Here is a 21,214-nt window from a genome sequence, read left to right as displayed (position 1 = left end):
CCCTAGATAAAGGATTCGAATTGCAGGTTCGGTTTGAATTCGGCCGTTGCGGCGGCCGCCAATTCCGGCGAAGTGATGCCGGTCAGCAGTAGCCCCGATTCCAGCCCGCTCCAGTTGGCGCCGCGGATATCCGACAGCAGCGAATCTCCCAGCATCATGACCCGGCGGCGGTCGTTGAGTTGCAACTGGAATTTCTGCCGCAGCCGGTGCAGGGCATAATCGTAAATGGCCGGATAGGGTTTGCCGAGGTAATGAATCGGAATGTCAAGATTCATCTCCGCCAGCAAACTGGCGATGAACCGGGCGACGCCGCCGGCGCCGATGCCGAAATCGCCGTTCGGCGCGCCGGGCCAGCAGCCGTCCGGGTTGGGAACGATGAACAGGCGGTCCGGATGACGGCGGAAAAAATTGAACACTGCCTGGATATGATCGTACCAGTCGTAACGGCCTTCACCGCAAATAACGCCGGTACAGGAGTCCAGCTCCGCCAGTTCCCGGGTCGGCTGCAAACCGGCGCGGAACGCATAACAGGGGTTGCCGAGGTCGCCGAGAATGAAAAACTTCTGGTCGTGGAGCCGTCGTTCCTCGACCACTTCGACGAGCGCGTCGGCGCAGGAAAGGATCTCTTCCGGGGCGATTTTCAACCCGTTGCTGGCCAGCAGCATGCTTTTTTCCAGCGTCGAATGGTTGCCGTCGTTGGTCAGCAGAAAAAACGGGTAGCGGTTTTCCCGCAGCCACCGGAGCATCTGGTCGGCACCCGGCATCAGGTGCCGGCCGGCGATCAAAGTGCCGTCGATATCGAAAAGGAGCGCCTGATAACGCTCCTGATTTTTAACCCAGAAATCGAGAAATTTCACGACCGGAGAGCTCCTTCCTTAACCTTGAAATCCCAATTCGCTCAATACGCCGGCCACCGCAGCCGACGCGTTGTGAATGGTAAATGCGCCGAATTCCCGGCGCCGCGGATAATTGCCCCGATAAAATTCAAAACAACCGGGATCCCGGCGCAATGCTGCGTCGTCCCGGCGGACATCATAGGAAAAATTGACCGCCCGTTGCAATTCTTCCGCCGGCGGCAGGCCGTCCGGCAGATGCAATATGCTTCGCGGCGGCGCCGGCAGGTCCGCCGGCCGGAAATCCCGCAAGGGCAATTGAAAAAATTCCGCCAGCGCCCGGACCACCTGCGCGGTGCCGTTGGCTTTGCCGTCGAGGGAATACCCGGCGATGTGCGGCGTGCCGAGCCAGAGCAGCTCCTGCAGCGTCCGGTCGATCGCCGGCTCATTTTCCCAGACATCCAGTACCGCGGTCAGCGACTGCCGCTGCAAAGCCCGTTTCAGCGCTTCGCTGTCGACGACTTCGCCGCGGCCGGAGTTGAGCAGCAGAGTTCCGGGCGGCAGTTGTTCGAAGAATTTCTCGCCGGCCAAATGACGGCTCGGATGACGGCCGCTGTCGACCAGTGGCACATGCATGGAAATTACATCCGCCTGCGGCAGCAGGACGTCCAGCGGCAGGAAGCGGCCGTCCTGTTCCCGTTCCGCCCGGGGCGGATCGTTGAGCAGGACGCGCATGCCGAGGGCGCGGGCCGCCGCTGCGACCCGGCTGCCGACATTGCCGGCGCCGATGATGCCGAACGTCAGCCCGGCCAGCGGCCGGTGAAAGTGGACGGCGTAGTTGACCAGTACGCTGACGACGTATTGGGCGACGCTGGCGGCGTTGCAGCCCGGCGCATTGCACCACCGGATGCCCCGCCGGTCGAGGTAATCGGTATCCAGGTGGTCGATGCCGATCGTGGCGCTGCCGACAAAACGGACCCGGGAGGCCGCCAACAGCGCGGCGTCGCAACGGGTCCGGGTCCGGACCAGCAATAAATCGGCATCCCGGACATCGGCGGCAGTGATGGCGGCGCCGGGCAGATAACGCACCTTGATCCCGCAGGGTTCAAGAACCTGGGCGAGGAACGGGATTTTATCGTCGACGATGGCGAGCATAAATGCGGCCGGCTCCTTTCGCGTCAAACCAGTTTCAACAGCGCGTCGCGGCCGGACATGCCGGGGCGGAGGCCGAGGTTTGCGGCGGCACTGCTGCAGGCCGCCACCGGCGCGGCAAGCATATCGTCGAATGTTTTGACGCCGCGGACGATGGCGACGTGTTCCCGCATTTTATCGGCCGTTTCGATGTTGAAATAACCGCAGCCGAGAAAGCCGCGGGCGCCCTGCAGCAACAGAATGGTACCGTGCTCCGTCGGAATTTGGTAGCCGGTAAATTCGTGTCCGTCGATTTTGATCGTTTCAACCATGCTAAACCTCACAAAAAAGATGAGAGTAATCTTGTAAAATTGCCTTTGAACGGTTATCTTCATAGAAAATATAGGTTGATTGTGACTATTCAATGAAAAATTCAAAATTTTGGAGAGAAAAATGGACGATTTGAATAAAAAAATTACCGATCGTTTGGAAGAATTGCGGATTCATCTGCAGGCCGACGGCGGCGATTTGGAGATCATCGGCATTGATGGCAAGGTGGTTCAGTTGCGCCTGCAGGGAGCCTGCGGCTGCTGTCCGCATGCGACGATGACGATCAAAAATGGTCTGGAGCGTATTCTGCGTGAAGAGATCGATCCGGAAATTGAGATCGAGCGGGTGATCTGACGCCCGTGGCGGAGGGAAAGGGGCCGGCAGTGAATGATTATCTGATACGCGGGGTTTTGAAAGCGTTTAACGTGCGTTTTGTGCTGGCGGGGACGACCCGGCTGGTGCAGGATGCGGTTATTGCGCACGATACCGACCCGGCTGCCGCCCAGATCTTTTCCGATGCGCTGACGGCGGCGGCTCTGCTGGCGCCGCTTTTGACCGGGGAGGAACGTTATACGATCCGCTGGGAATATCCCGGTACGGCCGGGGGGCTGCTTGCCGATGTCAACGCCGCCGCCGACGTGCGCGGTTTGCCTTCGAATCCGCATTTGATGGCGGAGGGCGACCGGGCAGACAAGGAAAAACTTTTCGGTGACGGCGACGGGATGATTGCCGTTACCAAGTCGGTGGCCGGCAAAGTTCTCAATACCGGCCAGACCAAGGCGCCGCTGGCGCAGCCGTCGGCGGACATCGCTTTTTTTCTGTCGCTCAGCGATCAGGTGGAAAGCGAAATGGTCACGGTGACGCGGTTCAATGCGGACCCGGCCAATCCGGTGCATACTGCCGGAGGGATGCTGTTGCAGGCGATGCCGGATTGTGATCTTGAGCGTTTTGAAGTGATGCGGCGGAAGTTGGGACAGCCGGCAGTGAAGGAGTTGCTGCTGAACAACTGTTCGCCGCTGGAAACACGTTTGCGGCGGATTCTGGCCGAATTGCTGGCACCGGATTCGCTGGAGGAGGCGGACGTCAATTATGAATTCGGGCCGGAGCCCGGATTCCGCTGCAGTTGTTCGGAGGAGAAAATGCGCCAGGCGATGCTGGTGCTGGGGATGGACGATTTGAAGCAATTGTTCACCGAGCGGGACAGTGTGGCGGTTTGCTGTAATTTTTGCCGTCGGAAATATACTTTTACCCAAAAAGATTTCTTTTCGACGTAATTGGCGTTCCGGGAGCGGAACAATTTTAGCTTGAAAGTGTCTAGAGGAAATGGCGGGAAAGAAAAATATCGCCCAGCGCAGTGATGAAGAGCTGGTTGCCGACTTCAAAGCCGGGAAGGTCGAGGTGTTCGATGAGATTGTCGATCGTTACTCGGCGCGGCTTTATCAGACCAGCTATGCTTTGTTGTCGGATCATCACGATGCCGAGGAGGTGGTGCAGGATACTTTTGTCCGGGCCTATCGGGCGTTGCCGAATTTCCGCGGCGATTCGAGTTTGTCGACTTGGCTGCAGCGGATTGCGACGAATCTTTCGCGCAACAAGTATCACTGGAACCGGCGGCGCGGCGCGGAGGTCAATCAGAGCTTGAGCCGTGAGGTCAGCGATATGGAGGAGGGGCGCAACGAAGAGGTGGCGCTGCCGGACGAGACGCGGGTGCCGGACAGGCTGGTCGGCGGCCAGGAGACGGAAGAAGCCGTCTATGAAGGATTTGATGAATTGCCGGATTCGGTGCGCGAAACGATGGTTCTGCGCCACATCCAGGAATTCAGTTATGAGCAGATTGCCGAGGCGCTGCATTGCAAGGTCGGGACGGTCAAATCCCGCATTGCGCGTGGCCGCGACCTTCTGATCAATATATTGAAAAAACATGAAGTTGTATGAAATTGGATGTGTGCAAACCGTGCAATAACAATCAAACAGGGTTCAGTTTATCATGACAGAACAGCTCGATGGGCAACGTGAATGCCCGAATTTTACGCTTTTGAGCGCATGGTGCGACGGAGAGCGTGAAGTTGATGCGGCGACGGCCGAGCATTTGCGGAATTGTTCCCGGTGTGCGGCCGGACTGGAAGCGATCAGCACGTTGGATCAGTTGTTGAAACAGCGCGTCGGCGAGGGAATGCGGACATTTTCCGCCGAAGAAATCAAGAATGGCTTTTACCGCAAACTGGCGGCCGCGGCGCCGCGGCGCCGCAACTGGCTTTATTTACGGCAGGCGGTTCCGCTGGCGGCGGCCTTTTTATTGGGGATGGCGGCTTTCCAATTGCTGTTCACCGAGCGGGGAACTTCAGGGGAAGGCCGCAATCCGGAAACGCAAGCCATGCTCGACAAAGCAGCGGCAATCGTTCCCAATTTTCCGTATTATACCACCGACAATCTTCCCGGTCTGGAGCGGATGGAAGATGGTTCCTATAACGCCATGCCGCTGATCAATCTGATGAATGTCGCCACCGATCCGGGCAAGCCGGCGTTTTCTTCTTTTGAAGAGACGTTGCGCAATGATCAGCAGGCCCGGATGCCGGTCGCCATCGACGCGCGGGTCAGGCACGTCTGGGTGGTGAACAATCAGGCGAAAGACTTTGAATTTTTGCGGCGGCAATTGAACCGGGAGGAAATTCCGGAGTCGCAGGTGAGTCTGACGATGGATGACAAGGAAATTCATCTGGATGGAAAAATGACGAAGCGGCAACTGGTTGAGTTGGTGCGGGCCTGTGCGGCCGCCGGGCTTCAATTGGTATCGTCGTCGCAGCCGCAGCCGGAACAGCAATTTTTCAGCGGCAATGAAAACGACAAGGTGGATTACAACGCCAGCTTCATCGTTAACTCCTCCAAGCCTTGAATTGACCGGGTCAATAACCTGCCTGCCATTTCTGAAAGGAATGGAGGGCCGGAGGATCGGCAAAGTCCTCGATTTTGAAAGAATCGGGGACTTTTTTGATTAACCTGGCCTATGACAGTCGGAGGTTGAATTCGTTCGCCTGGAACGACTCGTTCCGCAGGGTTTCCTGAACTCAGGCGTTTGATCCGGCATTCAACAGCCTTGGCCTCAATCATCGATTTATGGCCATCGCGCTCGACGGCGATGGACCGTGCCGTGATGAAAAGTCTATTGTTCCGGTGGCGGCCCGGACGTTTTAGGCGATATTGGGGCTGGCAGATCGGCAAAGGACAATACCCGGTATTGGCGGTCTGCCAGATAACGCATCTCCCGCTCAAAAACTGTCGGATCGGTATTGACCCACGGATGAGAGAATTCGGGGACGCCGTGATAGAGCAATACCGGCATACAATCCGGTTCCGCTTCGGTGATCGCCCGGAAAAATTCCGTCTCCTCGCCGTGCACGGCATAAGCCGGCACATCATAGGGATCGTCGGTGAAGAATCGCCACGGCCGTCCGGCTGCCGTCCGGGCGAATCGGTAGCCTTTGGCGTGCAGCACCGGATGGAGCCGCGCAGCGCCCGGCCCGCCCGGATAGGCAAATGTGCGGGCCGGGGGGATGCCGTTGGCAGCCAATTTCCGTTCCAGCGCTTCGAGTTCTGCAGCGAATGCCTCGGCGGAGAGTGTTTCCACTCCGGTATGATTCAACGTATGATTGCCGATTTCAAAACCGTCATCGCACAGGGAACGGATTTGCCGCCAGGTCATGTATTGTTCCTGATTCGTCGCAAAATCCGGCGGAAATTCGCAGACGAAGAACGTGGCATGGAAGCCCAGTTGTTTCAGCAGCGGCGCGACGAACGAGGCGTGATTCGATACCGCGTCGTCAAAGCTGAGGATGACTGTTTTCTCAAACATGGTTCGGACTCTTTATACGATTGTTATAATGTTGGGCGCTCAACCGACGGCCGGGCATTGAGGCAGCAAACTGCACCTGGCGTTAATATACGGAGCCGGGGCGGGAAATGCAACTTTTTTTCGCCGGTTCGCCGGGATTTGACGAAATACTTTCACGGTAGAGTTGATTCCGAAATGCTTTTCTGCTGTCACTGTCGGATCTGGTGAAAAGGAAGGCGCGGTCCGTGTGAAAGAAGGTGGAACAAACGTCATCTTCCGCGGTGGGGAAGGTGGTGGAAAACGGCTGAGACCGGCTTTTCCCGGGGCAAAAACGCCAGACGACAAAAGAATGGTTAAAATATTACTGAAAAAAACGGATATTTTTCCCGATTTTGATTAAAAAATATTGACTTATGGTAAATTTTTATCTATAATTATCAAAAAGATCAATACTGCCTGCACACAATCTGCTATTGGTTCGGATGGAATTCCGGTGATCGTTCAGTCACGGGGAATATTGTAGCTGGTAAAGATGGAAATTTGATGAGAAGTAGAGAAAATTTTTATGCAGAAAAACCATTTGAAAATCCCTGCCGCCGGTCAGCACCCGCTCGCGCTGAAAATCAATTGGTGTCCGGTCAGTCCGCCGCGAACCGACGCCGCTGTTTATCGGCTGACTCCCTTGCCGGAGGGCGGCTGGCGCCTCGCACCGCTGAACCGGCTGGAACGTTTCAATTCGCTGCTTGGGCTGGCCGCCGTCGTCCTGGCAGGCGGCGGGACGCTTGGCATTCTGTTTTCTCTTTGGAACCGGTCCGCATGGTTTTCCGGTATCGCCGGCGTCGGCCTGCTGGCCCTGAGTGCGGTCATCGGGTGGCCGGTTTGGCGTCGGCGTCTCATCCGGCCCCGCGCTCTGCTCTTCGACGCCGGGACGGCGGCCTGTTATCGGACCGATGGCCGGAATCGCGAAGAGCTGTTGCCGTTCCGGGACATTGCCGCGCTGCAACTGCTGGCGAAGAGCCGCTGCTATGAATTGAACGCGGTCAAACCGGATGGCCATCGCGTCAATCTGTTCTGCCATCTCCAGCTTGAAGCGTTGCGGCGCGATGCCGGCTGTCTGGCGGAATTTCTGGACGTTCCCCTCTGGGAGCGGGCGGAAGTGCAGGCTCTTTACCTCAATCAATCCCGCGGCGCATAAATATTCACGTCGTAAAGTTTGAAAAGCTCGTCCAGCTTCGCCTGCATTTTTTTCCCGATTTCCCTGGCGATCAGCAGCTTGGCAATCTGGCTCTGCGCCTGGGCGTAGGAGAGGAGGCGTTGCGGCCGCGGCCCGGAAGGAATGCACAGCAGCCAGCAGCCTTTCTGATATTCATAGGGGGCGCTGATGGTATTTTCCGGTTGGGACGCGATCCATTGGTTCAGCGGGTCTTCCGCTTCCGGTTTCGTCCGGTCGAATTGATAATCGGTCACCAGGTTGATCGTCAGTTGCGGGTAATCCTTCAGCCCGGCCATCAGTTGTTCCAGGCTCAAGCCGTTCAACAGTTTCGTGCGAATTTCCGTGACGGACTCCCGCAGGGACGCGGCGTCCAGAACTTTCGACGTGAGCAGCAGGACTTGGGCATTGAGCTGGCTTTCCGGTTCGGCGGGCAGGCTGAACTGTTCCAGGTTCTCCTCGTAATAGAGTACACAGTCCTCGAAATCGACCATCACCCCGGCCCGGAAGGTTCTGGCGACGTAGTCGTCCACCGCGACCGTCTGCTGGAAAAAAGGGTCTGCCGCCTGTTTTTTGATGAAGGCTTCCACCGTATTGCCGGCGCGCAGCAGATTCTGCTCCATGTGCCGCCGTTCCAATTCCGACATCGTTTCCCGCTGCCGCCGCAGAGCCGCTTCCGCCCGGGCGGGCGTCGGCAGAATATTGATTTTGGCCGCTTCGGTCAGCAGCAACAGCCGGTCGACGTAGTTGACCGTCCACTGAAACAGCGATGATTTGACGTTTTCCGGCGCCGGCAGTCGGCCGTCTTCGGAGCGCTGCGTCAAATAATTCAGCAATTCCGCCCGGTGAATCTGCCGTGGTCCGATACTGGCCACCGGGTCCGGGATGAAATCCCATTCTCCGCCGCATAGCCGGCTGCACAATAACAGAAAAAGCACCAGCCCGGTCAAGCGGAATTTCTTCATCCGTATACCTCCCGGTTCAATTGTTCGAAAAAGGCTTCCATCACTTTCAGACGCTCGGCGGCCAGCCGCCGGCCGGGAGCCGTCAACATCTGGCTTGGCAGGTAACGCAATTTCACCAGGAATTCCCGGTACGCGGTGTCTTCCCGGCCGTAGGCTTCCCCGTCGAACGCTTCTTCGCTGGTATTGTGCAGCCGCGCTCCGACCCGGCCGGCAAACAGAAATGCCCGCCCGACGCCGGTGGCGCCGAGCGAATCGAGCTTGTCGGCGTCGTAAACGATCCGCGCTTCCACCGTTGTCGGCGGCGAACTGCTCCGGTAGCGGTGGTGTTCCACCGCATCCGCCACCGCGCAGACGAACGCCTCGGGCAGATCGTATCTGCGCAGCAGTTGTGCCGCCAGTTTCGCGCCCAGTGCGGCATGGCAAATTTCCCCCTTCATCGCCAGCTCTTCCGGCCGGGCGATGTCGTGGAGCAGCGAGGCGAAACGCACCACCTGGACATCGGCGTCGGCACATTCCGGCAGCAGCAGCTCGGCATTGCGCAGTACCCGCTGGGTATGGTCGAAATCATGGCAGCCCGGCGCCTCTTCCAGATGGCGCCTGACTTGTTTGGCCAGTTCGGCAAAATTATTCACCCAATCCACGTCACACATCATCAATTACACCATTTGTTCACATGAACCGCTTGAAACGCGGTAAGTTTTTCCAACAGTTCCCGCGGAGCGGCGGCCACCTGGAGCATGTCGCGATGCTCGCTGCGCAGAAATTTTTCCACCGTCAGATGATCGAGAAAACGCAGCAAGTCGTCATAAAAGCCGTTGACATTCAAAATGCCGCACGGCTTCTCCGACATGCCCAGTTGCAGCAGCGTCAGCGCTTCGAACAGCTCTTCGAGCGTTCCGATGCCGCCGGGCAGCGCGATCAGGGCGTCGGCCCGTTCCAGCATCAGCCGTTTCCGCTGCCGCATGTCCCCGACGACGATCAATTCGCTCAAGTGCCGGTGGCCGATCCGGCGGTTCAATTCTTCCGGAATAATGCCGACGACCCGGCCGCCGTGCGCCAGCGCCGCGTCGGCCAGTTGGCCCATCAGTCCGCAGTCCGCGCCGCCGTAGACCAGCTCGATTTGCCGGCGGGCCAGCAGGGCGCCAAGCGACACCGTCAGCGCCGCGGCTTCGGCGTCGCGTCCGGTATTCGAGCCGCAAAATACGCAAATACTTTTGATATTCAAGCCATTGACACCTTTGTTAAACAGGAACGGCTTTCGCCGTGATCCATTTTTTTCCTTCGGCAATCGGCAAATTTGCCGGCAATCACTTGCAGATAAAAGAAAATACCATTATTTTAAGGGAAAACCAACCAAGTTGCGAGAAAAAATGCCGAAAAAACCGACCGCCGTCGCCCGCCTGGATAAAAATATGGGCACCAGAGCCGCACCACTTGCCGGCCTGGCGTCGTACGACTCCCGGGATGAGCGTTTTTTCCGGCTCGGCGGTTTTCCCTGGTATGCGCCGGACAACCGGCTTTTCCGCCGCTTGCCGCCGGCGACTTCTTTCACTCCGCCGAATCCGGCGATCGATCAGCTGGCCGGCCACACCGCCGGCGGACAGTTGCGGTTCCGCTGCAATTCGCGACGGGTCGTCGTCGAAGTGCAGTTGACCGGCGTGGCCGCGATGGACCATATGCCGCAGACCGGCAGCAGCGGTTTCGATCTCTATGTGGCCGGCGGCGATTTGAAATGGCAATTCGCCGGCGTCAGCCGTTTTGCCGTCGGCAGCACCGCGTATTGCTGTGAATTGTTCAATCATTCCGAACGGCGGATGCGCAATTTCCTGCTTCATTTCCCGCTTTACAACGGCGTCGAATCGCTGCGGCTGCGGCTGGATGAGGAGACCGTGTTTGAAGCGCCGCCGGCCTGGCGTCAGCCGCTGCCGGTCATTCTGTACGGCACTTCGATCACCCAGGGCGGCTGTGCGTCGCGTCCGGGAATGGCTTATGGCAACATCCTGAGCCGCCGGCTCAACCAGCCGGTCATCAATTTCGGTTTTTCCGGCAACGGCCGCGGCGAAGCGGCGATGGCGGAACTGATCGCCACGCTGCCGCCGCCGGCCATGTATCTGCTGGATTATGAAGCCAATGCCGAAAGTTTTGAAAATCTGACTGCCACGCTGCCGGAATTTATCGCGGTTTTGCGGCGGCGGGCGCCGCAAGTGCCGATCGTCGTCCTCTCCCGGCTCGCCTTTGCCGGCGATCATCCGCTGGTCGCGCCGGCAAAGGCGGTGGTCAGCCGCGCCGTCCGGCTCTATTGCCGGGACGCCCAGCGGCGGATCGTCGAACAGTTGCGGCGCGAAGGCGACCGCCATTTGCGTTTCATCGACGGCGGCACCCTGCTGGGGCGCCGTTTTGACGACTGTACCGTCGATGGAGTCCACCCCAACGATCTGGGATTTCAGCGCATTGCCGCGCGGCTCGAAAAGCTGCTTTTCACCGCGGCCGGGGCGGAACCGGCGGAAGCGAAGAATTCCGGGGGGATTTTCGGGAAATAGCCCGGCCGAAAACATTGTATTTGACTTCCGGCGGTTATATATTATCGGATAGCTGTGCCGCTTTCCGGCGGTGCGTTCGAATGAAAAACCAAAACCTTTGTCCAATATAAATTTATGGCTGTATCCACAATCAAATCCGAGACGAAAACGCCGAAACATGGCGGTACTTTTCTGCGACTGCGCCATTTTCTGCTGTTGCTGGCGACGCTGCTGCTGACGCTGGCGATTTTTTCCCATGCCCCGGGCGACTATGCCGTCATCCAGGGCGGCAGCGACGGTCCGCCGTCCAACTGGATCGGCAGCGTCGGCGCCAACCTTTCCTGCCTGGCGTTTTACCTGTTCGGCCTGGGCTCTTATGTCCTGGTCGTCGTGCTGGCGCTCGGCGCTTTGCGCATCGTCCTGCCGCGCGGCGAACGCCGCCACGGCTACTGGCCCGGCGTTCTGGTGCTGACGCTCGGTGCCACGCTGCTTTTCGCCCTCAATCCGAATATGTTCGTCGAACAGACCGAAGCGCTCGGCATCGGCCGGCAGAACCGGCCGGAATCGGTGCTTTCCGGCGGGACCATCGGGCAGGTACTGGTGGCGCCGCAGGCCGATCAGTTGCCGCCCGGCTGCCTGCGTCAACTGATCGGTCCGGTCGGCAGCGCCATCGTCGGTTGGGCCTTGACGCTGCTCGGCGTGCTGCTGATTTATCTGACCGATTGGCGGGATATTGTCAAATGGGCGCTGCAGAGGCGCGAGTCGGTGGAATTGGCGTCGAAACCGGCGGCTACTTTGAGTGAGCGGCTGGCGATTTTTCACAATGTCAATGCGGCGTTGAAGGAGCTGTGCCGGCGGCCGGGACCGGCGGCCGCTGTGCCGGCCGCCGATGCGCTGCCGGTCAATATGCCGATTCCGGCGGCGCCGCCGCAAGCGCCCCTGCCGCCGGTCGCGCCGCCACCTCCTCCTGTGCCGCCGGCGTCTGTTCCGGTTCCGGCGCCGGTTGAGGATGAGGCGGAACCGGAGCCGGAGCCGGCGATGGCGGCGAAGACGCCGCCGGCCAGGCCGTACGCCAATCCGTTTGCCAGAGTGGAAAACCGCAGCGTGGAAGCATCCGCCGCCGGTGAAGACGACATTCTGACCACTGCGCCGATTCCGAATACCGAACCGCTGGAGCGCGGCAAGGATCTTTCGGCGCCGCGCGGCAAGGAGTTTGTGCTGCCGCCGGCTTCGATGCTGAGCCGCGGTTTCGAATCCAACGGTGAAAGCCCGGAGACGATTGAAGCGTCCAAAGCGAAACTGCAGCGCACTCTGCAGAGCTTCAAAGTCGATGCCACCGTCACCGGCCACCTGTCCGGCCCGCGGATTACCCGTTTTGAAGTCAGTCTGGAAGAGGGGGTCAAAGTCGATAAGATTTCCAAGCTCGACCGCAATATCGCGATGGACCTGGAGGCCAAGCACGTCCGTATCCTGGCGCCGATTCCGGGCCGGAATGTCGTCGGGGTCGAAGTGCCGAACCGGGAAGCCCAGGCGGTTTTCCTGCGTTCGGTGATGGAATCCCAGGAGTGGTTGGAGAGCCGCGGCGAAATTCCGATCGTGCTCGGCAAGGATGTTTCCGGCAAGGCGGTGGTGCTCGACCTGGCCCGGGCGCCGCATCTCCTGATCGCCGGCGCCACCGGCAGCGGCAAAAGCGTCTGCATGAATACGCTGATCATGAGTTTGTTGTTCAAATTCAAGCCCGATGAACTCCGTCTGATCCTGGTCGACCCCAAGGTGGTGGAAATGGAGGCCTATAAAACCCTGCCGCACCTGATCACCCCGGTGGTCAACGACGCCAGCAAAGTGCCGCTGGCGCTGCGCTGGGCGGTCAATGAGATGGAGCGGCGTTATCGGGTGCTGGCCGCTGCCCGGGTCAAGAATCTCAAGGGATTCAATTCGCGCCCGCAGTCCGGGGAAATTCAGTGGGACGACGAAGGGCAGCCGATTCCGGAAAAAATGCCGGTGCTGATCATCATCCTCGACGAATTGGCCGACGTGATGATGAGCGAGGCCAAAGGCGATGTCGAGACGTCGATTGCCAAGATCGCCCAGAAGGGACGGGCGGCCGGCATCCATATCGTCATCGCCACCCAGCGGCCGTCGACCAACATCATCACCGGCGTGATCAAGGCCAACTTGCCGACCCGGATCGCCTTCCAGGTCGGTTCGCTGATCGACAGCCGGGTGATTCTGGATAAACCGGGCGCTGAAACGCTGCTCGGGCGCGGCGACATGTTGTTCGTGCCGCCGGGCTGCGCCGATCTGGAGCGTATCCAGGGGGCGATGGTGGACGACGCCGACATCATCAAGATCGTCGAATTTATTTCCAGCCAGTGCAGCCAGCAGTTCGATACCCGGGTGGTGGCTGAGGAAAAAGAGGACGGCGACGGCGATGAGGCGTCGATCGACGATGCGCCGGAATATGGACCGCTGGTGGAAAGGTACCTGCAGCCGGGCGACGATTCGCTGGTGGCGCGGGCGCTGGAAGTCATCGTCGTCGACCGCAAGGCGAGTACGAGTTATCTGCAGCGGCGGCTGAAGATCGGTTACAACCGGGCGGCGGAATTGATCGATTTGTTCGAAGAGCGCGGATTGGTCGGGCCGGCCCAGCCGGGCGGCAATAAACGCGAGGTGTTGATCTTCGACGAGTTCGCCGAGTAAAATCGCTGAAAACCGGAATTGCCGCATTGAAAAAAAGCAATCGGCAGAATAGAATATATTGTTTCACAGTTAAGGTGAGAGAAGCAAATCCATGGAACAACCCGAAAACAACGGCCAGGGCGATCTGCCGCTGGATTTCATAGCCGGCGCCAATGCGCCGGAAGCCCCTTTGCCGCCGGACAGCCAGCCGCGCGTCAATGCCGCCGGCAATGGCGTGCGCGCTGCTTCGGCAGCGTTGCCGCCGTCCCGCCCCGGCCCGGCTTCGAACCGGGGCCAGAATGTGGCGGCCGCTCCGCATAAAACGGTCAAGAATCTGCCGGGACAGCCCGCCGGCAGCGCCCGTCCGGCGCCGCCGGTACCGGCTTTCGGGCGTTACTTGCGGGAGGCGCGTGAACGCGCCGGCTTGACGATTGCCCAGGTGGATGATGCGACCAAGATCCGCGGCTGCTACATCGAATCGATGGAGTCGGAAGATTTCAGCAATCTGCCGCCGGCGGTCTATATCATCGCCTATGCCCGGAAATTGAGCAATTTTTATCGCATTGCGCCGGAAGTGGTCGAGCAGATGGTGGAGGAATTGCGGCAGCATCTGGAATACACTCTGCCGGAAGAGTTCATCAACCGGCTGGACGTCGACCGGGAGGGATGCGAGGAAAATGAACAGAAATTGCGTCATCTGCTGTGGATTCTGGGAAGCGCGGTCGGCATTTTCGTCGTCCTGGTGGTTTTGACGATTCTCTTTTTCATCGCGCCGCGCCGGAGCCAGCCGGCCGAACCGGAAAATCCCGCCGCGACCGTGACGGTGAGTCCTCCGGCCGGCGAGGCGGCGGCGGCTTTCGACGACAATAAACTTTATGAGTTGATCGATCCGCCGCAGTTGGAAATTTCGGAATTGCCGGTGGACCGCTGAGACTTAAATTCATTGTGCCAGCCACCGCTCCGGAAGGGAACTTCACGGTGCGGTGTTTTTGTATTTTCTAGAGAGGTTGATTGCGTTGTCAACCGGCGGCGGAAAAAAACTTCAGTGGATGACGTTTGACTTTTGGGGAAAGAGGATTTATTTTACCCGTAAACAACTGCGGAGGGCATTCCATTGCGTAACTGATCGGACAATAGCGGTCGCCTGTCCGGAAAACCGGATCGGCGGAAGTTTTTGGTTGACGGCAAATACGGAACATTTGTCGTCGGATTGTCTGTTGAGGAATTACCGGGAATGTCATTGTTTCTTTCCTTATCGCATATTTATTTCGGTTATGAATCCGCCGCCGGAGCTATTTTTCACGATCTTAGCATTTCATTTTCACCGGGCTGGACCGGGGTGATCGGTGCCAACGGTTCCGGCAAAAGTACTCTGCTGAAGCTGGCGGCCGGCGAACTGCGGCCCGACCGCGGCAGTGTCCGTTGCGCCGGCAGGATCTGCCGGTGCGGCCAGGAGGTTCTGGTGCCGCCGCCGGAGGCGTCGGCGCTGTTCTCTTCGCCGGCCTCTCCGGCTTTTCGATTGCAGGAACTCCTTCGTCTCGAACCGGCGATGCTGGCGCGTTGGGAGACGCTGTCGATGGGGGAACGGAAAAAGATTCAAATCGGCGCGGCATTGGTGCAGGAGCCGGATATTCTCTGCGTCGACGAGCCGACCAACCACCTGGACCGGACTGCCCGGCTGGCGCTCGGCCGGGCGCTGCGGGAGTTTCGCGGCATCGGTGTATTGGTCAGCCATGACCGCGAACTGTTGGATTCGCTCTGCGGTCAATGCCTTTTTCTGGCGGCCGGCCGGTGGAAATTGCGCGCCGGCGGCGTGACGCAGGGGCTGGCGGAGGAACGGCAGGAAAACGAGAGCCGCCGGCATGAACGCGAACAGCTCCGGCGCGACTGGCAGAACAGTTGCCGGGAACTGCAGCGGCGCCGCGAAAAGGAACAGGCCGCCAGGCGGAAGAATTCCAAACGGAAAATTGCCCGGAAGGATTTCGACGCCAAGGGTAAAATCGATCTGGCGCGGGTTTCCGGCCGCAGCCGGGCGGCGAGCGACCTGGCCAAAGCGCAGGCGAAAGTGGTGGTCCGCCGCCGGGAGGCGCTTGACGGGCTGGAAGTGGTGAAAACGCCTAAACTTGGTTTGTCGATTCCCTACGGTTGTTATTCCAGCCGGAATTTGCTGCTGGAACTGCCGCCGCAGTTTCTGGCGCTGGGCGGAGGCCGGACGCTGGAGATTCCGGAATTGTGCATCGGTGCGGCGGACCGCATCGCCCTGACCGGCGACAACGGAGCCGGCAAGAGTTCCCTGCTGCGGCAAATAGTCGGACAATTACAGTTGCCGGAGGAGAAATTCCTCTATATGCCGCAGGAGCTGCCGCCGGCGTTCCGGGCGGAAATCTTTCAAACTTTGCAGCGGTTGCCGCGGGAAGCGTTCAGCAGGGTGATGAATGTCGTCGCGTCGCTGGGTTCCCGGCCGGAAGCGGTGTTGCATTCCGACCGCTGCAGTCCGGGAGAATGGCGGAAACTGTTTTTCGGCCTCGGCGTTTTAAGGGAAGTCAACCTGATCGTTCTCGATGAGCCGACCAACCACCTCGATCTGCCGTCGATCGAATGTCTGGAAACGGCGCTGGCCGGTTGCCGTTGCGCCTTGCTGCTGGTCAGCCACGATCAGCACTTTTTACGGAAGCTCTGCCCGCTGCATTGGGAAATTGTCGGCGGCCCGCCAACGGAGAACCGTTTGCGCAAAGGCCATTGGTAATCGGGGCATTGCTGGCATGGCGTGAAGAAGGATAGAAATTTTCCGGAAAGGGACTTGACGCCAATGTTTATTGTGATATATTTGTAACTGAAAGTGATGAATATATCACAATAAAAAGGAAAGATGCCATGTTGACGACCCGGAGAAGAGCGAAATATCATCGTTTCAGTTGGCTGCTGGGGTTTCTGGGCTTTTTGGGGTTTCGGTATTTTACGACCCACGAGCCGGGGACGCTATTTTTCTTCAGTTTTTTTGCGATGTTCAGTACTTATTTTACTGCCAAACTGGCTTTGGAAATGCCGGATGAGCGTTACGAGGCCAACCGGCTGCGGGCGAAGGCGGTAACGATGATCGTGCCGACGCTGGCGTTGCTGGCCGTCGGTCTCGGAACATTGGCGCCTGGCTACTCGCCGGCTTACGCCGTTGCGGTCAGCGCCTTCGGCTGGGCGGCGACCTTCCTGACTTACGCGGTTGCCTTCTATTATTTCGAGAAGCATTGAGAACCCGGAACGATGGAACAATTCGTCTGTCATTTGAAAAAGTACCGGCAACTGGCCGGCCTGACCCAGGAGGAACTGGCTGTGCTGGTCGGCGTCAGGCGCGAGACGATCATCCGGCTGGAGGCGGCGAAATACAATCCGTCGTTGAAGTTGGCGATTGATATTTCCCGGGCGGTCCGGAAGCCGATCGAAGTTATTTTTCAATTTGAGTCGTGATGGAGAGAACCGGAGTAATCGGCCCCGGCGCGACGGCGCCGCGCGGCTTCGGCAGAAGGCCATAACGCCGCGCAGCGTCGACCGCGCCCCACATTCACCTTTCCGGCGAAGCCAGAGGCTTACGCTTCTCCAATTCCCGGCGTAATGCAGCAAAATCATAAGTCATCGGCGGTTGATTGTCATAGCGGGACGGAGCAACTTTATTGCCGCAATGCCCCTGATAGGTCAGGTAGGCTTTCAAGCCGTTCCAGCCTTCCCAGCCCGGGAAATAATTATTGACGTATTCCGCATTCTCTCCCTCTTTCAATAACTTGTCGCGATACGACAGCCACGTATTGACTGCTACCTCCAGTTGATCGAGATTGGCGAGCGTCGGATTGGTCTGATAGGCACGGGTCAAATGGAACATCTCCGCCTGCAGCCGCACCGCGTCGAAACAGACCCGGGTCAGATGCACCCAGTTTTTCGAACGTTCGCTGTTCGCTTCCGCTTCCGCCTGCTGCAGCAGGCGGTCAAGCTCTTCCAGCACCGGCGGCGGATACAGCGCGGTATAGGCGGTTTCGGCATTGTTGTAAGCCGGGACGGTCATGAACTTCAAAAAACCTTCGACTCGGCCGTACAGTTTGTTGAAGAATTGCTCCATCGGCGCCGCCGCCCTGCCGAAGACGAATTGGCAATATTCTTTGACCAGCGGCTGATAATCCAGCTCCGGGTTGTAAAGCAGCCGGCTCAGCACATAATAGGCCGGCCCTTCCAGCCCCCAGTTTTCGCCGATCACACAGAAAAAAATGCCGATTACACCGTTTTTGTGATAGAACCGCAACGTGTCGGCTACATTGCGCGGCGTATTTTTCGGCCCCATGCCGGCACCTTCCCAGGTGTTGAAAGAGTAGACATACACGCTCACTCCGTTTACCCGGGGACTCCATAACGGCAACGCCTCATCCAGTTGGTGGCAGCATTCGACGATGACATTGTCGCCATACTGCTCGAATTGCTTCGACGGCCAGGTGGTCGGCGCATAACTCAGTAAATGGATTTTCTTATCCGGATGGCTTGTCTTGCACGCTTCGATGATCGCTTTGTGCATCAGATGAATGCGCTCGGCCGGATGGTTCTGGAATTTTTCCAGCTCGCGACGGTCGAGGGAGTCTGCTCCTTCATATTCATCCAGCAGCCGGCATTTCTCGCATTCGCAACCGATCCAGCCGTCAGATTGACCGAGATCGACCCAGTCGTATCCTTCGTCGAATTTCTGCCGGATACCGTCGATGATCAGTTGTTTGACCTCCGGATTGGTGGTGCAGAGATGGTTTTGCTCGACATCGAGTCGTTTACCGCCTTTCAGCGCAAAATATTCCGGATGTTCGGCAAAATACTTTTTGACCGGGACGAATTCTTGCCAGGTATGGCCGCCTTTGCTGAAAATCAGGATCGAATAACGAAAATTATTCAAAATCGCCGCCGGCGAAGTCCGTCCGTACAATTCCGGCGACGCATAGGCAAATGCCGGCGTCAAGGTTTCATCCAATTCCGGTTCGACAACAATATTGGCGGTCGCATCCAGACGCTCACCCGGCGGCGTCGGCAAAAAACAGCGATAATTCAGATATTTTTCCAGAAAACGCCCGGCCGCCCGCCAGGTTCCTTTGGCGCCTTCCTGGCTATGGCTCGGTCCTTTCCGGTCGGTATCGCGGCCGAGCAGATACAGCGTATTGCCGATACATTTCAAACGGGCCTCGTCCCATTTCAAATCGTCGGTTCCGACGCCGGCCGCCGCCGCCATCTGCGTGTGACCCAGCGAAACGATTGTACCGGTTTCCGGTTTCCGGCTTTCGGTGACGATCGGCAATTCGGCGCCGGTGGCCCGTTTGACATACTCTTGCAACTGCTTGGCGACTTGCCGGTTGGAAAGATCCGCCGGGCCGGAAATCCGGTCACGTTCCGGAATGACGATCGTCGCCACCGGCCGATGATCACGAACAATATCCAAGGCCCATCCCGGCATTATTACCAATACCGCTCCAATACCAATCCCTAAATGATACCACCGTTTTATCACCTCAATACTCCTTTTACTTTTATTGCGGCCGATGCCAAGCACTTTACTCCGGCGCAATGTATCATCCCCGGGGGGGCTGGCAAATATCAGAAGAGGTTTCCGCTTATCTGCCGCTGCCCAAATCTCAAGACTCGAATACTATACTTCCGGTAACGCCAATATGAAAATCAGACTTCTGGTCCAACCGGCGGAGCAATCAGCCGGCCCTGCCGTTCTATCATCTGCGTATTTTCGGAAACCGGACGGCATCGGAACATTTTACGGCATCCAACTGCTGCTCGGAATGATGATATTGCCGTTGGTATCGTAGTGCGGCCACATCTGCGGATACAATTCAATTGAATCGTAGCTAGTATGTTCATTCTCTCGATAGACTGCCACATGCCCATCTCCATGCGTTCGCACACAGGTATTTCCTGGATGCCGGAAACCGGGAGTTACATCGACAGACTGGTCATCCCGCCATGTGAACCCCCAAAAGGATGTTACCACATCCTCCGATTTGAAAGCAAAATCTCCAAAGGTGAAAAAAGTGGTCGGCGACGGAATTTTGCTGATTTTCCATGGCCGGATCAACAGCCGACTCGGGCCGGTTGAAATCATCCGCGAATTGTTGTGATCCTTGGCATGCTCGGCGGCCGGGCAGGACACGACATCATTGTAGCGTTCTCCGGAATATCCCAGTTCCCACAGCACATCAAACCAATGTGGCTTGATTTGCCGATTGGAACCGTCCTTGCAGGCCCATTGCCAGTCATCGAAGTCATTGGCGTAAAAGGCATAATACAACCCCATCTGTTTGTTGTTGCTGACGCAGGAAATCCGTTGTGCCGCCCCTTTCGCCTTACCCAATGCCGGCAATAACATTGATGCAAGAATGGCGATGATCGCAATCACTACAAGCAGTTCAATAAGTGTAAAATTCGTTTTTTGCTGTTTCATTTCTTTACCTCTTTTTTTCTTGATTGGTTGATTTTCCTATTTTTGGGCATTCCATCTCCTGTCAGGCGGTCGTACGCACCACCAGTTCGCGGGCTGGAATAAAATAAGTATGATAATATTTACCGCTGGGCTGTACTCTGGTCAAATGCTCAAGCATGTCGATGATCGCCTCTGTGGCGGCTTCCAGCGGATGGGTCACACACGTCAATCCGAGCGGCAGACTTTGCCGGGGCAGCCTGGCTTCCAAATTGTCATAACTAATCAGCTGAAAATCACGTCCGGGACGATAACCGGCTTTGGCAAACGTGTTGAGCATCCCGAACGCGATAAAATCGCTGGTAACCAAAATGGCATGGTCGAACAACCGGTTGGCGATGTAATAGTCGGCACAATTGCTGCCGGCTAGAATTGACGACGGCAACAGTTCACAGGATCCATAATGGATGTGAATCTTTTCCGAGTCGATCTTTAAGCGAGCTCCTTCTGCCAGAATCGCGGCAACGCGCGTCTGACTTGTATCGTCGTCATTGCCGGCGATAAAGAATTTACGACATCCCTTCTTCAATAAATACTCCAGCGCGGCGGCAAAGCCGGGCTGATAATCATAAACGACTTGGTGCCACGGTCCCGGATGGACGACATCGTCGTAAATCAGAATGACTTGCGCCTTGGTATTACGTAGAATGTCGGCGGCTACTTCCAACAATCCAGGTACGGCAATGACGACATCGTATTTATCAAGTTCAACCTTAAAAATCCGGCTGTGCACTTTATCAAGCGTGTTGTCCTCGAAGCGATCGAAACGGTAGCCGTGCGCATCCAGTTGCCGGGACATCAATTCAAAACCGCTGTCGTAAGCCGCATAATTGAGTTCCGCCATTTCCAGCGGCTGACGCCAGTGAAAGAAGGCAATATAGGGTTTTTCCATTCCTTTGCGATTCTGCACCACATAACTGCCGCTGCCACGTACTCTTGAAATCAGACCGTCCTTGACCAGCTTGCGGACCGCACGGTCGGCGGTTTTGCTGGAAACACCGCACTTCCTCGCAATCTGGGTACTGGTCGGCAATTTGACGCCAGGCAGCATCGCATGTTCGGTAATTTCCTGCTCCAACATCGAAATAATCTCGGCGCGTGAATATTTTTTGGCAACAACGTTGTTTTTTGTCATGTCCATTATTTGTTCCATAATTCAAATTTTAAAATAATTATAGCAAATTTTCCGTCAAAAAACAAGTCCTTTTTTCGATGT

Annotated in this window: 22 protein-coding genes; 12 read left to right on the top strand and 10 right to left on the bottom strand. The window is 57.5% G+C overall.

Annotated features, from left to right (window positions below):
• Window positions 1-2 precede the first annotated feature (2 nt).
• From HWX74_RS03985 to HWX74_RS03975, 3 genes are read right to left on the bottom strand one after another with little or no spacing between them, the layout of a single operon-like run.
• Window positions 3-857, bottom strand: a complete 855-nt coding sequence (locus HWX74_RS03985) for an HAD-IIA family hydrolase (protein WP_176012313.1) — start codon at window positions 855-857, stop codon at window positions 3-5.
• A gap of 18 nt (window positions 858-875) precedes the next feature.
• Window positions 876-1,988, bottom strand: a complete 1,113-nt coding sequence (pdxB, locus tag HWX74_RS03980) for a 4-phosphoerythronate dehydrogenase PdxB (RefSeq protein ID WP_176012312.1) — start codon at window positions 1,986-1,988, stop codon at window positions 876-878.
• Between the two features lie 23 nt (window positions 1,989-2,011).
• Complete coding sequence (locus HWX74_RS03975) at window positions 2,012-2,296, bottom strand: YunC family protein (protein ID WP_176012311.1); 285 nt, start codon at window positions 2,294-2,296, stop codon at window positions 2,012-2,014.
• A gap of 121 nt (window positions 2,297-2,417) precedes the next feature.
• Between HWX74_RS03975 and HWX74_RS03970 the strand changes: the two genes are divergently transcribed.
• Genes HWX74_RS03970 through HWX74_RS03955 form a run of 4 tightly spaced genes read left to right on the top strand, consistent with a single transcriptional unit; the run spans window position 2,418 to window position 5,187 of the window.
• On the top strand, window positions 2,418-2,648 hold the full coding sequence (locus tag HWX74_RS03970; RefSeq protein WP_176012310.1) for a NifU family protein: 231 nt from the start codon (window positions 2,418-2,420) through the stop codon (window positions 2,646-2,648).
• Window positions 2,649-2,677: 29 nt separating this feature from the next.
• Window positions 2,678-3,568 carry an Hsp33 family molecular chaperone HslO gene (locus tag HWX74_RS03965; RefSeq protein WP_176012309.1) on the top strand — a complete coding sequence of 297 codons (891 nt, stop codon included), beginning with the start codon at window positions 2,678-2,680 and terminating at the stop codon, window positions 3,566-3,568.
• Window positions 3,569-3,617: 49 nt separating this feature from the next.
• On the top strand, window positions 3,618-4,229 hold the full coding sequence (locus HWX74_RS03960; RefSeq protein ID WP_176012308.1) for an RNA polymerase sigma factor: 612 nt from the start codon (window positions 3,618-3,620) through the stop codon (window positions 4,227-4,229).
• 52 nt (window positions 4,230-4,281) lie between these two features.
• Window positions 4,282-5,187, top strand: coding sequence for a hypothetical protein (locus HWX74_RS03955; RefSeq protein ID WP_176012307.1), 906 nt, complete (start codon window positions 4,282-4,284; stop codon window positions 5,185-5,187).
• Between the two features lie 267 nt (window positions 5,188-5,454).
• On the opposite strand, the gene HWX74_RS03950 is transcribed toward HWX74_RS03955, so the two are convergent.
• Window positions 5,455-6,144, bottom strand: coding sequence for a polysaccharide deacetylase family protein (locus HWX74_RS03950; RefSeq protein ID WP_176012306.1), 690 nt, complete (start codon window positions 6,142-6,144; stop codon window positions 5,455-5,457).
• A 226-nt stretch (window positions 6,145-6,370) separates the two neighbouring features.
• On the opposite strand from HWX74_RS03950, the gene HWX74_RS03945 reads away from it, so the two are divergent.
• Window positions 6,371-6,523, top strand: coding sequence for a hypothetical protein (locus HWX74_RS03945; RefSeq protein WP_176012305.1), 153 nt, complete (start codon window positions 6,371-6,373; stop codon window positions 6,521-6,523).
• A gap of 165 nt (window positions 6,524-6,688) precedes the next feature.
• Window positions 6,689-7,318, top strand: a complete 630-nt coding sequence (locus HWX74_RS03940; protein WP_176012304.1) for a hypothetical protein — start codon at window positions 6,689-6,691, stop codon at window positions 7,316-7,318.
• Here the strand turns inward: HWX74_RS03940 and HWX74_RS03935 are convergent.
• Genes HWX74_RS03935 through HWX74_RS03925 form a run of 3 tightly spaced genes read right to left on the bottom strand, consistent with a single transcriptional unit; the run spans window position 7,300 to window position 9,523 of the window.
• Window positions 7,300-8,298 carry a hypothetical protein gene (locus HWX74_RS03935; RefSeq protein ID WP_176012303.1) on the bottom strand — a complete coding sequence of 333 codons (999 nt, stop codon included), beginning with the start codon at window positions 8,296-8,298 and terminating at the stop codon, window positions 7,300-7,302. The genes HWX74_RS03940 and HWX74_RS03935 overlap by 19 nt on opposite strands.
• On the bottom strand, window positions 8,295-8,951 hold the full coding sequence (locus HWX74_RS03930) for an HD domain-containing protein (RefSeq protein ID WP_176012302.1): 657 nt from the start codon (window positions 8,949-8,951) through the stop codon (window positions 8,295-8,297). Before HWX74_RS03930 ends, HWX74_RS03935 begins: the two co-directional genes overlap by 4 nt.
• Window positions 8,951-9,523 carry a TIGR00730 family Rossman fold protein gene (locus HWX74_RS03925; RefSeq protein WP_176012301.1) on the bottom strand — a complete coding sequence of 191 codons (573 nt, stop codon included), beginning with the start codon at window positions 9,521-9,523 and terminating at the stop codon, window positions 8,951-8,953. Before HWX74_RS03925 ends, HWX74_RS03930 begins: the two co-directional genes overlap by 1 nt.
• Window positions 9,524-9,668: 145 nt before the next feature.
• Between HWX74_RS03925 and HWX74_RS03920 the strand changes: the two genes are divergently transcribed.
• From HWX74_RS03920 to HWX74_RS03895, 6 genes are all read left to right on the top strand, one after another.
• Window positions 9,669-10,838, top strand: a complete 1,170-nt coding sequence (locus tag HWX74_RS03920) for an SGNH/GDSL hydrolase family protein (protein WP_176012300.1) — start codon at window positions 9,669-9,671, stop codon at window positions 10,836-10,838.
• Between the two features lie 114 nt (window positions 10,839-10,952).
• The gene (locus HWX74_RS03915) at window positions 10,953-13,517 is read left to right on the top strand and encodes a DNA translocase FtsK (protein ID WP_176012299.1); all 2,565 of its coding nucleotides are present in this window, start codon (window positions 10,953-10,955) and stop codon (window positions 13,515-13,517) included.
• A gap of 91 nt (window positions 13,518-13,608) precedes the next feature.
• Window positions 13,609-14,427 carry a RodZ family helix-turn-helix domain-containing protein gene (locus HWX74_RS03910; RefSeq protein ID WP_176012298.1) on the top strand — a complete coding sequence of 273 codons (819 nt, stop codon included), beginning with the start codon at window positions 13,609-13,611 and terminating at the stop codon, window positions 14,425-14,427.
• Window positions 14,428-14,730: 303 nt separating this feature from the next.
• Window positions 14,731-16,242, top strand: coding sequence for an ATP-binding cassette domain-containing protein (locus HWX74_RS03905; RefSeq protein ID WP_176012297.1), 1,512 nt, complete (start codon window positions 14,731-14,733; stop codon window positions 16,240-16,242).
• A 128-nt stretch (window positions 16,243-16,370) separates the two neighbouring features.
• Entirely contained in the window at window positions 16,371-16,742 is a 372-nt protein-coding gene (locus HWX74_RS03900; protein ID WP_176012296.1) for a DUF3796 domain-containing protein, read from the top strand.
• Window positions 16,743-16,754: 12 nt separating this feature from the next.
• On the top strand, window positions 16,755-16,958 hold the full coding sequence (locus HWX74_RS03895) for a helix-turn-helix transcriptional regulator (RefSeq protein ID WP_176012295.1): 204 nt from the start codon (window positions 16,755-16,757) through the stop codon (window positions 16,956-16,958).
• A gap of 94 nt (window positions 16,959-17,052) precedes the next feature.
• Here the strand turns inward: HWX74_RS03895 and HWX74_RS03890 are convergent, their stop codons facing one another.
• The 3 genes from HWX74_RS03890 to HWX74_RS03880 all read right to left on the bottom strand — a co-directional run bounded on the left by HWX74_RS03890 (window position 17,053) and on the right by HWX74_RS03880 (window position 21,133).
• Window positions 17,053-18,951, bottom strand: a complete 1,899-nt coding sequence (locus tag HWX74_RS03890) for a DUF4838 domain-containing protein (RefSeq protein ID WP_176012294.1) — start codon at window positions 18,949-18,951, stop codon at window positions 17,053-17,055.
• A 327-nt stretch (window positions 18,952-19,278) separates the two neighbouring features.
• A complete protein-coding gene (locus HWX74_RS03885) occupies window positions 19,279-19,962 on the bottom strand; it encodes a type II secretion system protein (protein ID WP_176012293.1) in 684 nt (227 codons plus the stop codon).
• A gap of 61 nt (window positions 19,963-20,023) precedes the next feature.
• On the bottom strand, window positions 20,024-21,133 hold the full coding sequence (locus HWX74_RS03880; protein ID WP_176012292.1) for a substrate-binding domain-containing protein: 1,110 nt from the start codon (window positions 21,131-21,133) through the stop codon (window positions 20,024-20,026).
• Window positions 21,134-21,214 lie beyond the last annotated feature (81 nt).

This window comes from Victivallis sp. Marseille-Q1083, assembly GCF_903645315.1.
In the GTDB taxonomy this organism is placed as follows: Bacteria; Verrucomicrobiota; Lentisphaeria; order Victivallales; family Victivallaceae; genus UMGS1518.
The sequence above is the reverse complement of the archived record's forward strand: the minus strand, read 5'-3'. Positions and strand labels throughout refer to the sequence as shown.

Excerpts from the sequence above, each read along its gene's own strand:
- pdxB (WP_176012312.1), bottom strand. The coding sequence starts at position 1,988 with ATGCTCGCCATCGTCGACGATAAAATCCCGTTCCTCGCCCAGGTTCTT.
- HWX74_RS03975 (WP_176012311.1), bottom strand. The coding sequence starts at position 2,296 with ATGGTTGAAACGATCAAAATCGACGGACACGAATTTACCGGCTACCAA.
- HWX74_RS03970 (WP_176012310.1), top strand. The coding sequence starts at position 2,418 with ATGGACGATTTGAATAAAAAAATTACCGATCGTTTGGAAGAATTGCGG.
- HWX74_RS03960 (WP_176012308.1), top strand. The coding sequence starts at position 3,618 with ATGGCGGGAAAGAAAAATATCGCCCAGCGCAGTGATGAAGAGCTGGTT.
- HWX74_RS03955 (WP_176012307.1), top strand. The coding sequence starts at position 4,282 with ATGACAGAACAGCTCGATGGGCAACGTGAATGCCCGAATTTTACGCTT.
- HWX74_RS03950 (WP_176012306.1), bottom strand. The coding sequence starts at position 6,144 with ATGTTTGAGAAAACAGTCATCCTCAGCTTTGACGACGCGGTATCGAAT.
- HWX74_RS03940 (WP_176012304.1), top strand. The coding sequence starts at position 6,689 with ATGCAGAAAAACCATTTGAAAATCCCTGCCGCCGGTCAGCACCCGCTC.
- HWX74_RS03935 (WP_176012303.1), bottom strand. The coding sequence starts at position 8,298 with ATGAAGAAATTCCGCTTGACCGGGCTGGTGCTTTTTCTGTTATTGTGC.
- HWX74_RS03930 (WP_176012302.1), bottom strand. The coding sequence starts at position 8,951 with ATGATGTGTGACGTGGATTGGGTGAATAATTTTGCCGAACTGGCCAAA.
- HWX74_RS03920 (WP_176012300.1), top strand. The coding sequence starts at position 9,669 with ATGCCGAAAAAACCGACCGCCGTCGCCCGCCTGGATAAAAATATGGGC.
- HWX74_RS03915 (WP_176012299.1), top strand. The coding sequence starts at position 10,953 with ATGGCTGTATCCACAATCAAATCCGAGACGAAAACGCCGAAACATGGC.
- HWX74_RS03910 (WP_176012298.1), top strand. The coding sequence starts at position 13,609 with ATGGAACAACCCGAAAACAACGGCCAGGGCGATCTGCCGCTGGATTTC.
- HWX74_RS03905 (WP_176012297.1), top strand. The coding sequence starts at position 14,731 with ATGTCATTGTTTCTTTCCTTATCGCATATTTATTTCGGTTATGAATCC.
- HWX74_RS03900 (WP_176012296.1), top strand. The coding sequence starts at position 16,371 with ATGTTGACGACCCGGAGAAGAGCGAAATATCATCGTTTCAGTTGGCTG.
- HWX74_RS03895 (WP_176012295.1), top strand. The coding sequence starts at position 16,755 with ATGGAACAATTCGTCTGTCATTTGAAAAAGTACCGGCAACTGGCCGGC.
- HWX74_RS03885 (WP_176012293.1), bottom strand. The coding sequence starts at position 19,962 with ATGAAACAGCAAAAAACGAATTTTACACTTATTGAACTGCTTGTAGTG.
- HWX74_RS03880 (WP_176012292.1), bottom strand. The coding sequence starts at position 21,133 with ATGACAAAAAACAACGTTGTTGCCAAAAAATATTCACGCGCCGAGATT.